This window comes from Solibacillus sp. FSL W7-1464 (assembly GCF_038004425.1).
Taxonomy (GTDB): Bacteria; Bacillota; Bacilli; order Bacillales_A; family Planococcaceae; genus Solibacillus.
On sequence record NZ_JBBORC010000001.1, the window covers coordinates 676,518 to 691,818 of the forward strand.

Sequence of the window (15,301 nt, forward strand, 5' to 3'; positions counted from 1 at the left end):
TACATATTATACAATATTTATAATTCTAATGTTGTAAATATGAAAATTAAAGGATAGAATTTACACAAATAGTTAAGGAGGAGAAAGTATGTCGATGAATGTGAAGGAGCAACGACAACTGCTTTTACAAAAAAAAGAAGCGCGTGTCTTAAAGATGGTACAGCTTGGTGAAAATGTACACAAAAAATTACTTTTAAATAGTATGGTAGGTTCTGAATTTAAGAGTAACTCAGCAGAGATTTTAAGTTTAGATAAGGAGATTTATAAGTTATCTAAAAGCATTATGGAACAGTCGCAAAATCAAGAGAAATGTGTACAATGTCAAAACCCGATTTCTACAGATATAAAGTTTTGTGGACATTGTGGACAATTAAATTCATATTACGCAGATGTAACTGCTCCGAAAAAGGAATGTGCGATATGCGAAGAGCAAATTGATGGACAGGTACAGTTTTGCCCGTGCTGTGGAACAGAGCAGGGAGGAGTCTAAATGAAGTGTATCCATTGTCAAAATCAGCATGCTCATTTTGAAACATATTGTTCAGCAACAGGAAAGCTTATTGATGACTCGCTAATCCGTAAGTATACATACGAAACGTTAGATTTCTGTATTTCTTGTGGGAATGCTAATAATGAAGATAGTTTACATTGTAGTGAATGCGGTACAGACATGGTTAAAGTTTCATCTAAAAAGAATAATGTCAACAAGCTCATTGATCAAGGTTTAACAGCAATACCAGAAATAAAAAACAGTGTAAACTTTAATAAAAGTAAAACATCTGTAAAGGAGGCCTCGGTAGAACATAAGAACTACATTAGAAAAACACCTCTAATACTTTTACCAGTTACCATTTCAATCGCCATTATTATGTTAATTTCAGCAATATTTATTAATAAATTTAAAGATAATATAGGTTTAATTTCAAAGTTTTTAGAATTAGACGGTATGAATAGTCTTGATGCAGATTTAATAAGCGCTTATTTATCAAATGAGCTTGGTATTCATGTGAATATTCCAGATTTCCCGCTATTTACGATGTTAATTTCATTAATACATAATATTAATTATTCATTTGTCCTTGAAGTGACAGAAATCGGCTCGAAGGAAGTATTTAAAATTGATGAATCTAATGTCTTATTCGGTTTAGTCCTCATCCCTATCATTGCATTAATAATAGGTGCACTTGTTTACGGTTGGATGGCAAGAAAGTATAATTGGCATTTTTGGAGAGGGATTGTTTACTCAACAATTCTTTACACAATATTTTTAACGATTGTTTCAATTTCTGCACGTTTTAAGGCAAATGCAAGCGGTATCGATTATTATGAAGACTTTGTAAAGGTAAAAGTTGAATTATTACCGTCCATTTTTGACAGTATTATTACGGGGGGCGTGCTAACAGCTGTTACTTTTGTATTTTTTGGTTACATTAGTTATGCAGGTAAACAAATTTTAGCGAAACTTGAAAGGGAATGGAAGTATTTCAAATATGCTATGTATGCTTTAGCAGCAACAATTGTTGGACTTGTACTGCACTTTATAAATGCAATTATTGCGTTGAAAAGCAGTGTTGATGAGTTTGCGAATGATTTCTATAGCGGGCTGTTTTTGGCAACTATTCCAGAATCAATGTACTACATTACAGCTGTATACGTAGCATTCGTGAACTGGTATTTATCGTTATTTGGTAATTTGAACGGAAATAGCCGGAGTGAATACGAAAACGAATCATTTGAATACGCGTGGTTTTTAAAAAATAGCTTATATGAAACAGACATCAATGAAATGGTTGAAGTTACGACTTTCATTAATCCGTTTATTTTTGTCATTATCATATTCACAATTTTAGGGGGAATCGGATTCCTTTTAACAAAATATCAACTACTTGATTTAAAAGAAATAGTCATTATTGCTGGTACTTTCACGGTTATTCAATTAATAATATTATACTTCGTCAACGTTAACATTGAGTATATAGAAAGCTCAGAAAAAATAGTCACTAGTATTGGCTTAGCATGGTTCCGACAGCTAATAACAACAGCAATCTTTGCATTTGCAGCAATTATTGCAGGTTCATATGTAAAAATAAAGTTTTTCTTCGGTAAGTAATCAAAGCACGGGAGTTCCCGTGCTTTTTTGGTTCTGGTATAAAATACTCTAAACTAATGCCATAAGAAAACTTTAAAAGGGATTATAATATTGTAATAATCTGTCTAAGAAATGGGATGAAGTTTAAAAAGTTTTATATGAATACAACTCTATTTGTCATTACGAGTCATATTAGGAATAAAAAATTCGGCTAACTAATCGGAAACATTTAAAGGAAATGAGTGCCTCGGGTTATATTGAGATAGGACACAAAATGAATTAACGAAATCGCTATAATTTATAGCGTTTGGACTAATAACATAAAGGTTTGACAAAGCTTTTTCGCAAAGCTTTATAAGAACTACTCCCTTACCTCAGTCACCAACGGACAGCTCTCATCCGCCGCCCATTCATTCAACGAACCATCATATACCGCTACATTTTCCTGTCCTAGCTTATTCAATAATAAAGCATTCCATGTTGCAGCAATTCCACCACCGCAATAAGTAATGACTTTTTTATTTGGATCGAGTGCACCTAATTTTTCGAAGGTAGCGCGTAATTTGGCATCATCATAAAGTAAACGCGTTTCGGGGTTTGAATGGGAACCGAAGAACGCATGCTTGCTTCCCGGGATATGACCAGGGCGCGGGTATGTTGTTGTTTCACCGCGGAAATCGGCTTCTGACAAACTGTTGATCAATACAATATTTTCATCCCCTAAAGCTGCTTTCACCTCTTCTTTTGAGACGATCAGATGCTCGCGGCGCTCTCCGGGAAATGGTGCAGATTCATAGTTGGAAATGCCTGATTCTGTTGGGCGGCCATCAAGTTTCCATTTACGGAATCCGCCGTCGAGTACAGCCACATTATCAAAGCCTTCATATTTCAACTGCCAGCGTAAACGTGCCGACCAGTCGGATGCTAATATATCCACGTTCACTAGTGGACCGCGGTCATAAATTACTATATAAGTTTCCTCGGTAATTCCTAGAGGTTCCACTGCTTTAAGAAACTGCTCTCTCGTTGCGATTGTAAATGGTGCTTTTCCTTGAGGATTAGTGAAATCTTCCAGTAAATCCGCATAAGCAGCTCCAGGGATATGCTCCTCCTTGTATGCTTCGAAACCGGACCATAGCTCTGGAAATCCTTCTCCTTCTGGAATTTTCAAGAAAGTCGAGGCATCGATTAAGCGTAAACTTGGATCTCCCAGTCGTGCTTCCAACCAGTCACCATCCACTACATAAGGAATATTTCTCATCATTATCAAGCTCCTTTGCGCCTATTAAAACTGAATTGTTTTTCATAAATATTACCTTATCACAAATTATTAGTTAATTCTAACTAATGGAATTTTTTTGCGTATAGACAGTTATACTCAAAAAAACATTTTTAACATTAATTTACATAGTTTTCAATATCAATCTGTTAGAATTATTTTGTTAAGAGAAATATAGTAAGGAAAATTCTACTATTGTTTCAATTAAAAGAATTCCAAAATCAGAGTGGAGGTATTTTTATAATTATGAGTAAAAGGCAATCTTCGAAGTATTTTAAAGCAATAACAGCAATGGCAGTTGCTGCATCCGCAGTTGTGGTAGTAGCACCTACAGTACCAGAAGCAAGCAGTTTTAGCGATGTAAAACCTACTCATCCATTTTACGATGCAATTCAAAGTTTAAGTGACCGAGGCATTATTAACGGTTTTAAAGATGGTACTTTTAAGCCGGAGCAAAGTCTTACTCGGGGACAAGCTGCAAAAATTATTGCGGGGGTCCTGCAGCTGGATACAAAAAATGTAATGAATCCTAATTTTAAAGATATTCCTACATCACACCCGTATTATGGAGCGATTGCAGCCTTAAAACAGGCGGGGATTATCGATGGGTATGAAGATGGGACATTCCGTCAAGGAGCAAATATTCAGCGTAATCATGTAGCAAAAATTATTGCCAACTCTTTAAATCTAAAAGCTGAAAATGTAGATGCGCTTCCTTTTACGGATGTGCATACAGTTTATAAGGAAGCAATTGCTGCTTTATTTGAAAATAAGGTTACAACAGGTAAGACTGCTACATTATTTGATGGAGCTTCCAATGTAACACGTGGACAAATGGCTGCGTTTATCACACGTGCAGAATCAGTAAAAAAACAAACTCCACAATCTGCTCAAAGTGTAACATTTAAAGTTGAAAATTATACTGCTTCCGAAATTGTTATTAACGGGTCTACTTACTCATTCCATTCCTCTGTATCATCTATCTTTACTGAAACAAATAAAACCGCTTTAAAGGGTGCTGAAATTACAGCAACTGTTGAAAATGGCGTCCTGACTAAAGTTGATAGTGTAACAATAAATAAATCCGGAACAGCCGAATCCCGTATTATATTTGATACAACGGCAACAATCGGTTCATTAACAATTAATGCTGATTACGTATCGGTAAAAAATGTATCCTCAACGGGCAATGCTACAATCACATCAGCTGTAGTGTCAGAGGTGGTATTTGAAGGTGCAAAAATTACAGGTGATCTAATTGTTGATAATCAGGTAGCCAGTTCAACCGCTTCAATCGACAATAACTTTGCTAATGATGGAAAAACGGGTCCTAAAGTAAAAATGAAAAATTCACGTGCTGGAAAAGTATATGTGAAACGTAACGGTGTATCAATTGAATCGGACGCTGTAATACCTGAGATTACCGTAGCGGCAACGGTGACATTAATCAGTTTGGATGGGGCTGTTACTAAAGTTACGGTCGAATCCTCAACAAAACTTGACGTTCAAGGGAATGCCAATATCGGTCAATTAATATTAACAACAGCAGTAGAAGTGGCTTTAAAAGTTAAAGGGATTGTTACAACGTTAACGGTCAATAATCCAACTGCCCAAATTACGGTAGGTGCAGCATTAAAAATCAATGAATTATCGATTCCAACCGGTTCAACTGCGGCAAAAATCATTAATAACTATAATGCAATTGCTTCACAAATCCTTTCGGTTATTGTCGGGAATGTGCCAAGTACACCCACACCAAATCCGGGAATGCCAAATACAGGTGGGGGAAGTGATACATCTAATCCGCCGGTAAATAATAAGCTAAATGTAAGAACTCTAACTGAATTGAATGAGGCGGTAAAAATAGCCAAACAGGGAGACACAATCAAATTGTTGGCTTCGATAACAGGTGACCTTAATCTGACGAGCCTTGTGAATCTTGATTTCAATGGTCATACATTAACCGGGAATGTAACAATTACTGAGCCTGCAGCTACGGGGACGTATTCATTGGCACCAACTGGTGGAACTGGGAAGATTACAGGCAACCTCATAATTAATGCGCCTAAAGTAAATATCAATATTGATGGATTAACAGTAGAAGGCGAGACAGTAGTTAACTGATGACTAAAAAGAGATTTAAAAAAGGACAAGTTAATAAATTATAAGGAGCTAAACAAATGAAAAATAGTGGATTCAATTTCGTTTCCAAAATTGCTTTATCGTTTTTACTTGTAATTTCCATGATTTTACCTTACGTTCCAGTTGTAAAAGCAGAGACGACAGGGGCTATCGGAGTGGAGGAAGCGGTCAACCAGTTCGACCCGGCTTCCGTTAAGTCTGATGTAACAGTAGAGGGTTATATAGTAGGGTTTGCAAAAAGTGAAACTTCTTATGTAGTAGAAGCAGAAACAGACACGAATATCGCCATCGCGGACACTCCGGGTGAAACCGATGTCACGAAAATGCTCTACATTCAATTGCCAAATACACCAGCTTCAATTAGAGCTGAATTTGGATTGAAAACGAACCCGGGCCATCTTGGGAAAAAAGTAGTTATTACAGGTTCACTGGAAAAATACTTTAGTAACCATGCAGGTTTGAAATCACCTACTATCATTCAGTTTGTCGAGAATGAGGAACCTGAAGAACCTTCATTAACCGAATCAACAATCGCCGAAGCTCGTGCAGCAGCTGGAACGGACCAGACAGTTCAAATCCAAGGAACGGTAACAACAAAACCTGGTAGCTGGGGAGGCAAAGCCTTCTATGTACAGGATGAATCAGCCGGTGTTTATATTTATGTAAGTTCTTCGGCGGCAGTTAACTTATCAGTCGGGGACATCGTAAAAGTCACAGGGAAAACTAGTGTTTACAGCGGGGAAGTTCAATTTAATTCACCGACAGTTGAGCACATTGCAACAGGAACAGTACCGTCACCTCAAACACTGGATTTACCAATTGTGGACGACAGTAAACAAGGTGAATTAGTTACACTTGAAAACGTAACAATTAAAGAACTGAAAGCAACTGACACTTATGGTACGTTCGAATTTAAAGCAGTTGACGCTGCAAACAATGAGCTATTGGTTCGTAACGATAACCGTACTGATTATAAATTAGCAAGTTTTGAAGCTGACGGTTTTAACAATAATGATATTGTTACATTGACAGGAATTGCATCAATTTTTAATGGGACATACCAATTAAAAACATTAGGTGCTGAAAGCTTCCAATTGGTGGAGAATTACGAGCCGACACAAACAGCAAATGTCAAAGCCTCACCTACATCCGGCGAAGTCTTTGAAGGAACAAAAGTAAAACTATCAACGGATACACCGAATGCAACGATTTATTATACAACAGATGGGTCTGAACCGACTGCAGAGAGTATCGTTTATGATGCATCATCATCAGGCATTTTGATCAATGAAGCAACGACGATTAAAGCATTCGCTAAAGCAACAGACCTGAACGATAGTGAAGTTGCAACATTTGCTTATACAATCAAAACAGCGCCAACAGCTATCTCGATTGAAGAGGCACGCAATAAAGCAGTCGGTGAGGAAGTAATTGTTTCGGGTATTATCACAGCAAAACTGGAAACAGCGACAGCGCATATTCAGGATAAAACAGGTGCAGCGATTGCAATCTACCCAGCTGACAGCCTTTCAGCAAATGTGGGGGACCTTGTTACTGTTCAAGGGAAAGTTGATGAATACAGCGGACTGAAACAATTAACCAATATTTCTCTTGTTGGTACGCCAACAGCGGCGACTTTACCAGAGCCGCAAGTAGTTATGAGTGAAGGTATTGCGGAAAACAATGAGTCACGTTTAGTAACACTGAAAAATGTAGAGATTACCGGATCCGGCCAAAATTTCACGGGAACAGATACTGCCGGCTCATTTGCAATTTATGATAAATTAAGAAATTCAGGTTTAGTAAGTGGAAAAATGTACGGAGAAATTACAGGTATCGTTGGTCAGTATACTAACCACCAGCTTCTTCCGATTCGTATTATTGAAGATACGACTAAAGTACAGGATATCCAAGCTTCACATACTGGTGGTGTAACAGCCGGCACCAATGTAACACTTTCAACAATTACGGAAGGTGCGACAATTTATTACACGGTAGATGGATCGACACCGACTTCAGCAAGTACAGAATATACGGGTGCCATTCCTGTCAATGACCCGATGACGATTAAAGCTATAGGAGTTAAAGAAGGTTTAACAAGCAGCGCGGTTGCAACATTCGTTTATGAAATCATTGATACGGACAATGCGACAATCCGTGATATTCAAGGGGCAAATCATACATCGCCTTATGCAGGATTGCAGGTAAACGATATAGATGGAATCATAACATTTGTAATTGACGGTTCCAACTTCATTATGCAGGAAAATACACCGTTTGATGGGGTGAAATCAACAGCCATTAAAGTGAACAAATCATCGCATGGCGTCATCGTTGGAGATGCAGTGAAAGTAACGGGTACTGTAAATGAAGCCGGCGGTAATACACGTTTAAAAGATACTCAGATTGCAGCTGAATCAGTTGAAAAAACAGGTAAGGATGCTGTTCCTGAAACACTTGTTATCGGTGAAGATTTATTCCCGCCGAACAGAATTATCGATAATGACAGTTTTGCAATTTTCGACCCGCAGGAAGACGGAATCGATTTCTGGGAGTCAATCGAATATATGCTTGTATCATTCCCTGATGCAAGAGTAGCAGGACCGATGTACAACAATGATTCACCAATCGTCGTTCCTAATACAACAAACAATACGTTTAATGACAACGGCGGTCTGAATATTGCTTCAGATGATTACAACCCTGAAAAAATTATGCTTGAAGGGGTATCAGGGAAAAACTATGAATCAGGCGATCGATTTAATGATGCCCTAATAGGATTTGTAGAAAACTTCTCTGACGGCTACCGCCTGAATACGAATAAAGTATTCCCTGAAATAACAAAGGCAAATATTCAGCAGGAAGTAACGCATCTTGACCCTGTTGCGGGCAAGCTGAATCTGGCAGCTTACAATATCGAAAATTTCTCGAATAACAAGGATAATACATCCGATGAAAAAGCAGCAAAAATCGCTTCAACATTTGTAAATAATATGAAGTCACCGGATATTATTACATTGGTGGAAGTACAGGATAATGACGGACAAACAGATTCAGGCAATGCTGATGCATCGGAAAGCTACTTGCGATTAATTAACGAAATAAAAGTAGCCGGTGGTCCTCAGTATGACTGGATTGATGTGATGCCGATAAATAATACAAGCGGTGGTGCACCGGGAGGAAATATCCGTGTAGGCTACTTGTACAACCCGGAACGAGTTTCACTTGTTGACGGTACAAAAGGAACAGGCAATCAGGCGAATGCATGGACAGCAGATGGCAGCCTTACATTGAATCCAGGTTTTGTAAGTCCTTCAAAATTCGAAGATACACGTAAACCGATTGCGGCGGAATTTGAATTCCAGGAAGAGCGCATTGTCGTTATTGGTGCCCATTTGAATTCTAAAGGCGGAGATGATTCATTATGGGGTCCAACACAGCCGCCAGTTTTAGGGTCAGAGCCAGAGCGTATAGAGCTTGCACAGGTAATCAATGATTTTATCGATGAAGGACGTGCAAAAGATCCGGACGTTAACATTGTCGTAGCAGGTGATATGAATGACTTTGAATTTACAACGGCTCTGGAGACGTTAAAAGGCGGCGTTTTAACAAATATGGTGGACAAGGCTCCTGTGGAAGACCGTTTCAGCTACTACTTCCAAGGTAACAACCAAGTGCTGGATCATATTTTAGTATCGAACAACCTTGCAGAAGTAACGGAGATCGATATGATTCATATAAATGCGAACTTTACTGAAGCGCAGGGCCGCGCATCTGATCATGATCCGGTCCTAGTTCAAATTGATTTGAAGTCTGGTAAAGAAGAAGGACCGGAGCCAATCGTCCCGGAAAATGTGTACAATTATAAAAATTATAAAACAGGAAAGTTAATTATGAACCGCCCAAGTATTTCACTTACATTAGGTGAAAATACAGATATTAAAAACGGCATTGCCGTATTTAGTGAATATGCCGAATTCCACGGGACAGGGTTTGCTGATAAAACAGTAACGATCAGTCCGAAAAAAGGGAATGCAATTATTGATTTTAAAGGAACAAAAATCGGGAAAATTATTATTGAAGGTAATCATGTGAAAGAAATACGCAATCTGCCATCCGATGCGACTATTACGTATACTAAAGGGGCATCACCAGAAACAATCGAGTTTAAATGATAGAACGAGCAGCATCGCCAAATCAGTAATACGATTTGGTGATGCTTTTTTACTAGTTGAATACTTAAATCCCTAACAATATTGACATAATTATGTTGCACAAGCCGGATTAGTATTAGCCGCGATTATGTTATAATACTAGCAATTATATTAAATCAAATATATCTGCCTATATTTGGACTAGGAGATTGTAATGTTTTCGTTACGTAATATCATTAAATTAAAATACTTGTTTATTTCAGTCATTGCCCTTGCCTTTGTACTTTCAACGCTTATCAGTGTTTACAGCAGCTACAAAGGGAATATGAAGTTAATGCAAGAACAGACACTGGAAAATAATCGGGTATACGCGCTGAAATTAGCGGAAACAGTAGATAAGTTTATTATTAATTCAACAAACACGATGCGTTATAGTGCAGCTGAGCTTGCCTATGACTTTGATAATATAAACAAATTGCAGGAAACAGCAAACCGTCTGTATTTACAAGGGGATACATTTAGTTCTGTCCTCATCGTTGATACGGAAGGCAATATTATGGTGAATGCACCGGAATCACTCGGTGAAGCTGGAAAGAAGGTTCTCTCCACAAAGAGACTGGAAAATTATGATAAGCATGAACCTTTTATTTCGGACCCATATGTTTCGCCGACTGGACGTAAAGTAATTGTTATTTCCATGCCTATTTATGATGAACTGGGCGCATTTAAAGGGGTTTTAAGCGGCACTATCTACCTGTATGACTCCAATATTTTTGAATCGCTTCTAGGTGAACACCCCTATGAAAATGGGTCTTATGTGTATGTTGTCGATAACAAAGGGAAAATTATTTATCATCCTCAAAAAGAAAGATTGGGGGTAGATGCTTCCACAAGCGAGGTAGTTGTTCAATTATTAAAGGGAAAACATGGTGGGTTAGTAGCTGTTAATGCATTTGATCAGCCGATGCTCGCGGGTTATAGCCAAAGTGAAGCAACACGGTGGGGGATTATTGTCCAAACACCGTATGATGAAGCGCTTAGTATGGTAGGTCAACAAGTGGTAAGTATATTTAAAATTGGTTTGCCTTTCATTATATTCTCTACGATTTTCGTGTTTTTATTGGCCAGTCATATTGTTCGTCCCCTAGAAAAAATAGCGGAAATCTCGGAAAACAGTGTGAAAGATCAGGAGATGAAGAAGCTGAAGGGAATCCGGGCCTGGTATTACGAAGTGAATAAAATACAAGAAGCGCTCATCCATAGTTTTTCGGTTTTACATGGTAAAGTGAATACATTGAAGGAAGAGACATCAATCGATTCACTAACTAAGCTATTGAACCGCCATACTTTTGAAAAGAAAATGAAAGTGCTTACAGAGCAGCAACAAAACTATACACTCGTCATGTTGGACGTGGACTGGTTTAAATCTATTAATGACACATACGGGCATCTTGCAGGGGATGAAGTACTGCAAGTTTTAGCAAGCAAACTAAAAGAATCCTTACAGGAAGGAGATTTGGCTTGTCGTTACGGGGGAGAAGAATTTATTCTTGTCTATGCAGAAACAACAATTGAAGATGCTTATGAACGCGTTGAATCGCTTCGGAAAAATGTTCAGCAAATAATCAGTCCTGAAGGGAAAGCTCTCACATTTTCGGCTGGTGTTGCGCATTATCCGCTACATGGTGAAGAACTAAAAGATATTATTGCAAAAGCGGATGAAGCTTTATATAAAGCGAAAAAGAACGGGCGAAATCGTGTGGAAGTAACAAAGGCATAATTTAAAAATCCAGTCTCTCTTTATAATGAAGAGGGACTGGATTTATTACTTTAATAGAAATTAATCGTAAAGTAAGGACTCTTTCTGCTGCTGTACTCCAAACCGACTATGGCATGGTTATAAGCAGGCTGTAAAAGGTTATCGCGGTGTCCTTTACTATTCATGAAGCCTTCATGGGCATAAATTACATTGTAGTGACCATACGAAATATTTTCGCCCGATATTCTAAGTTCGGATTTACTCATACCGCCGCTGATCATACGGTCATATGGTGTAGTACCTGTAAGACTTGTATGAGAGAAATAATTATTGTCGATCATATCTTTACTATGTTTACGTGCGATCGCAGCCCATTGCGGTGAATGGGTAAGCGGATGAACACCTTCAGCAGCACGTGCCTGGTTCATCAGCTCGACCATCAGCTGTTCGGAATGTTTTTGCGTATCCGATATATCACCGTAAAAGCCATCTTTGTTCACTTCATAGTCTTTTTGGACATAAAGGATGGAGCGAATGACATTATTTTTATGAATATCATAGAAAAATGTTACGTAATAGTCACCTATTAAATAGAAATTATATTCTTTGGATGCTTGTGTATTGTATACAATATTTCCGCGACGTACATTGGCATTTTCCGTTCCGTACTTTGCTTTAACATCGTTTGCATTATTTTTGCCGATTTGCAGGTCTTGTGCACCGGAGAAGCTTTTTCCTTGTTTCGTCATGTACCGTGCGACAATCTTATTGTTATCGGCACCTTCTAATTCAAAATCAAGATTTTTTCCGGTCTGCTTCCAGGCAAAGTCATATTCACTATTATAGGTAGCCACTGCCGATTCAGGTGTTTCAACAGATGGTGGTGTTGGTTGGCTGCCGACTTCACCTGTGTTTTTATAATTCAGCGCACGGTAGATAAAAGTTGCCATTTCCGCACTTGTAACATTATTGTTCGGTAAAAACTGCTGGCGTTCATTGCCGATCGTAATACCGTAACTAGCTAATATATTGACATAGTCATAGTACCAGCTGGATTTTGAAACATCTTTAAAGTTGTATATTTTACTGCCTTTTAGTTTGAAGCTTTCTACTAGAATTTTAGCGAGATGCGAGCGTTTTACTGCTTCATTTGGATTGAAATTGCCGATATCATCACCGTCGAAAATACCGGTTTCATATGCCCATTTAATTTCCTTTGCAAATGGAGTTGAATTTGTTACATCTTTAAAGTTGCCGTTATATGTGCGTTCTTTTGGAATTGCTAAGCTCGAATCATTGGACAGTATAGTATGCAAAATTTTAGAAGCTTCTGCTCGGGGAACGGGTCTGCTGTAATTGAATTGATTGCCGGATTTATAGTCGTACACGTTTAAATCATTCAAATACTGGATGGCTCCTGTATGGGAATTGCGGCTATTTTCAACGTCATAAAATGTCTTTTTGGCAAAGACGTCATCACTCGCTATGAATAATGCGGAAGCGAACAAAGTGGTTGCAAGGAAACTTTTTGTTAATCTCTTTTTCAAGTGTTTCGACTCCTTTAATTATATTGTCCGTGACTTATTTTCTCGTTTTTGACTATACCCGCACAAAAAGGCATCAAAACACGTTATTAGTAAACAAAATAAAACGGCGGGAAATGATCTTTTCCCGCCGTTTATAATTTTCTATTTAATTAAATACCATAGAGCGTCTTTCCAAGTCGCATCAACATATTCCCATTCAAATGTGCGTAAAGGGTACGGTCTGAATGTTGGAGCGAACAAGTTTTTCTCATCGCCATCGATGAGAATTTGCTGTGGAGCGATTGGTGCTGTAAATACTGCCGCTTTTTCTAAATCTTCGTTCTTCTTCATGTCATTCTCTTTAGAATCTTCAAGTTGAACGGTTGTGAGGCGCGGTTCGGTAGGTACTGTTTCTTCTTCTACAATGTTTTCTTCAATCGGCTCTCCATACATGAATTCACTATGTACGATTTCCGCCTTATGCTTGAAAAGAAGATCCACTGGCTCTAACTTTGTTTTCCCGTTTTCATCTACTGTATAAATCAGATTTACTGACTCGTCATGCTCATATTTTACAAGCCACTCTTCATCTACCTGGAAGCTGCCATTCGCTTCAATTGTCGTAATTGTAGCTTGAGCAAGTGTACCGATCGGTGTTTCCATTAAGAAGTCGGCAGGTTCAATACTTACTTCATAAACAGTATCGTCCGGCTTTACTTTATCGTTCTTTTTCATTTCATTGAATGCGATGGAATCACGTGCTGGAATTTGCTGCTTTTCCAGTACATTTCCTTCGATAACAAGTTCGTCTTCTTTGCCCTCATTCAAAATCATAGAAGCAGGTTGACCAACTTCGATTTCTTTCCAGTCTTTATGTTCTACATACGTCACAAACTTCTTTTCAAGTGACTGAATTTGGAAGATGATCGAATCACCTTCAAGAATTACCTCTTTCACAATCCCGTCAACAGGTGTTGTTAATGAATTATTATTACTAAGCTGCGAAATCATACTGTCCAAAATGCTGATTTGACGTTCTGTTTCCGCAATCGAACGCTGAATAATAGCAATACCTTCAGCTGTTGGCGTATTTTGCTCAATACCAAGCTCCAGCGTTAAATTGATATTCCAAATGTCATTGTCACCCAGTGTTGTCGAATCGGTTGCTGTACTTGGTGAGGAAGTGCTGCCTTCGTCTTGTAAATCCGAAACAATTCTATCCAATTCAGAAAGCTCGTTTACATACGCATTGCGATCTGTTTCAAGGCGGGTAATTTCACGCTCCGCTTCTTCCGGCTTATAAATAGCCAGCTCTGTTAGAGTATTAACACTTTGCCCTTGTGTAACGAGGACTTCGCTAATGGACTGTACAGGAGCAGCGATGAAATGTTCGTATTTAGATGCGACCACTGCATCTGTTTCAAGCAATTTTTCATGATAATCGGCTTCTGCAAATTGCACATTATTAATATAGTACTTTTTTAGAATGATGTTATTATCTTTTAATAGTAGATAACCATTCACCAATACAAACAAAAAGGCAACTGCGCTAAAAATTTTCACTTTGTTCATCGTACGCATTATAGACCAAGCCACCCTTCGATCCATGTTAAAACAGGAAGAATGCTATAGAACGCAACAAGCGATGCCAATACAATCTGAATAAGGATTAACTTAAACAGCAAAGCTTTCGGCCGGTCTGTCCAATTCGATAAAAATATGTATTGAATCCATACCGCAATTATCGATGCGACTGTTAACTGGTTCAGGAAGAACAATAAATAGTCATGATAATATACGTATGCCATCATAGGTGCCAGCGAAAACATTGTGAATGGTGTAGAGAATCCTGCAATCGCAAAAATTATCACCGTCAGCAATTTTTCAAGAACAAAGAAAAAGATGACATAGAGCTGTATTTTCCGAATCCGGCCATAATCAATATTTGTCAGTAAATGAATCACATATGTAATGACATAATAATGAATTACAAAAAATAAAATGCCGGCTAAAATCGCACCGATTAAAGACATAAGACGTGCGAAACTATATAAATCTCCTTGGCCATTTACCAGCAGTGCTGTTAAATCGGCTGTATTCATCCCCCAGAAGTTACGCGCGATAAAAAACAGCAATGTAAAACCAAAAATAGCTAGCAAACTTCTACGATACCCTCTAAGCCTTTGATCTTCGCCACGTTCAAGATTATGTATGAGTTGCGATGGGTGCGAAAGATGATGCCAAAACTTGTACTCGAACATAAATTCACCTCAATAATTTTATTAACATATGAATAATACCCTAATTTGAAGAAAATAACACATATATTAACACAGTTTAATAGATATATAA

Annotated in this window: 9 protein-coding genes; 5 read left to right on the forward strand and 4 right to left on the reverse strand. The window is 38.1% G+C overall.

What is annotated here, in order from left to right:
• Window positions 1–88: 88 nt before the first annotated feature.
• Together MKZ25_RS03250 and MKZ25_RS03255 are read left to right on the forward strand one after the other, a co-directional pair.
• Window positions 89–490 (forward strand): double zinc ribbon domain-containing protein, encoded by a 402-nt coding sequence (locus tag MKZ25_RS03250; RefSeq protein ID WP_340800116.1) that lies wholly within the window; start codon window positions 89–91, stop codon window positions 488–490.
• Complete coding sequence (locus tag MKZ25_RS03255) at window positions 491–2,110, forward strand: hypothetical protein (protein ID WP_340800117.1); 1,620 nt, start codon at window positions 491–493, stop codon at window positions 2,108–2,110.
• Between the two features lie 340 nt (window positions 2,111–2,450).
• Here the strand turns inward: MKZ25_RS03255 and MKZ25_RS03260 are convergent, their stop codons facing one another.
• Window positions 2,451–3,350 carry a sulfurtransferase gene (locus tag MKZ25_RS03260; RefSeq protein WP_340802963.1) on the reverse strand — a complete coding sequence of 300 codons (900 nt, stop codon included), beginning with the start codon at window positions 3,348–3,350 and terminating at the stop codon, window positions 2,451–2,453.
• Between the two features lie 264 nt (window positions 3,351–3,614).
• On the opposite strand from MKZ25_RS03260, the gene MKZ25_RS03265 reads away from it, so the two are divergent.
• The 3 genes from MKZ25_RS03265 to MKZ25_RS03275 all read left to right on the forward strand — a co-directional run bounded on the left by MKZ25_RS03265 (window position 3,615) and on the right by MKZ25_RS03275 (window position 11,444).
• Entirely contained in the window at window positions 3,615–5,492 is a 1,878-nt protein-coding gene (locus MKZ25_RS03265) for an S-layer homology domain-containing protein (protein ID WP_340800118.1), read from the forward strand.
• A 56-nt stretch (window positions 5,493–5,548) separates the two neighbouring features.
• Window positions 5,549–9,685 carry a chitobiase/beta-hexosaminidase C-terminal domain-containing protein gene (locus tag MKZ25_RS03270; RefSeq protein ID WP_340800119.1) on the forward strand — a complete coding sequence of 1,379 codons (4,137 nt, stop codon included), beginning with the start codon at window positions 5,549–5,551 and terminating at the stop codon, window positions 9,683–9,685.
• Between the two features lie 193 nt (window positions 9,686–9,878).
• On the forward strand, window positions 9,879–11,444 hold the full coding sequence (locus MKZ25_RS03275; protein ID WP_340800120.1) for a sensor domain-containing diguanylate cyclase: 1,566 nt from the start codon (window positions 9,879–9,881) through the stop codon (window positions 11,442–11,444).
• A 50-nt stretch (window positions 11,445–11,494) separates the two neighbouring features.
• Here the strand turns inward: MKZ25_RS03275 and MKZ25_RS03280 are convergent, their stop codons facing one another.
• The 3 genes from MKZ25_RS03280 to MKZ25_RS03290 form a co-directional block, all read right to left on the reverse strand.
• Window positions 11,495–12,970: an S-layer homology domain-containing protein gene (locus tag MKZ25_RS03280; protein ID WP_340800121.1), complete on the reverse strand. Its 1,476-nt coding sequence runs from the start codon at window positions 12,968–12,970 to the stop codon at window positions 11,495–11,497.
• Between the two features lie 141 nt (window positions 12,971–13,111).
• Window positions 13,112–14,530: an HlyD family secretion protein gene (locus tag MKZ25_RS03285; RefSeq protein ID WP_340800122.1), complete on the reverse strand. Its 1,419-nt coding sequence runs from the start codon at window positions 14,528–14,530 to the stop codon at window positions 13,112–13,114.
• Entirely contained in the window at window positions 14,530–15,210 is a 681-nt protein-coding gene (locus tag MKZ25_RS03290; RefSeq protein ID WP_340800123.1) for an amino acid transporter, read from the reverse strand. The genes MKZ25_RS03285 and MKZ25_RS03290 overlap by 1 nt, the downstream gene beginning before the upstream one ends.
• Window positions 15,211–15,301 lie beyond the last annotated feature (91 nt).

Bases quoted from the DNA above. Each gene is read 5' to 3' on its own strand.
- MKZ25_RS03265 (WP_340800118.1), top strand. From the start codon at position 3,615: ATGAGTAAAAGGCAATCTTCGAAGTATTTTAAAGCAATAACAGCAATG.
- MKZ25_RS03250 (WP_340800116.1), top strand. From the start codon at position 89: ATGTCGATGAATGTGAAGGAGCAACGACAACTGCTTTTACAAAAAAAA.
- MKZ25_RS03275 (WP_340800120.1), top strand. From the start codon at position 9,879: ATGTTTTCGTTACGTAATATCATTAAATTAAAATACTTGTTTATTTCA.
- MKZ25_RS03260 (WP_340802963.1), bottom strand. From the start codon at position 3,350: ATGAGAAATATTCCTTATGTAGTGGATGGTGACTGGTTGGAAGCACGA.
- MKZ25_RS03255 (WP_340800117.1), top strand. From the start codon at position 491: ATGAAGTGTATCCATTGTCAAAATCAGCATGCTCATTTTGAAACATAT.
- MKZ25_RS03290 (WP_340800123.1), bottom strand. From the start codon at position 15,210: ATGTTCGAGTACAAGTTTTGGCATCATCTTTCGCACCCATCGCAACTC.
- MKZ25_RS03285 (WP_340800122.1), bottom strand. From the start codon at position 14,530: ATGCGTACGATGAACAAAGTGAAAATTTTTAGCGCAGTTGCCTTTTTG.
- MKZ25_RS03270 (WP_340800119.1), top strand. From the start codon at position 5,549: ATGAAAAATAGTGGATTCAATTTCGTTTCCAAAATTGCTTTATCGTTT.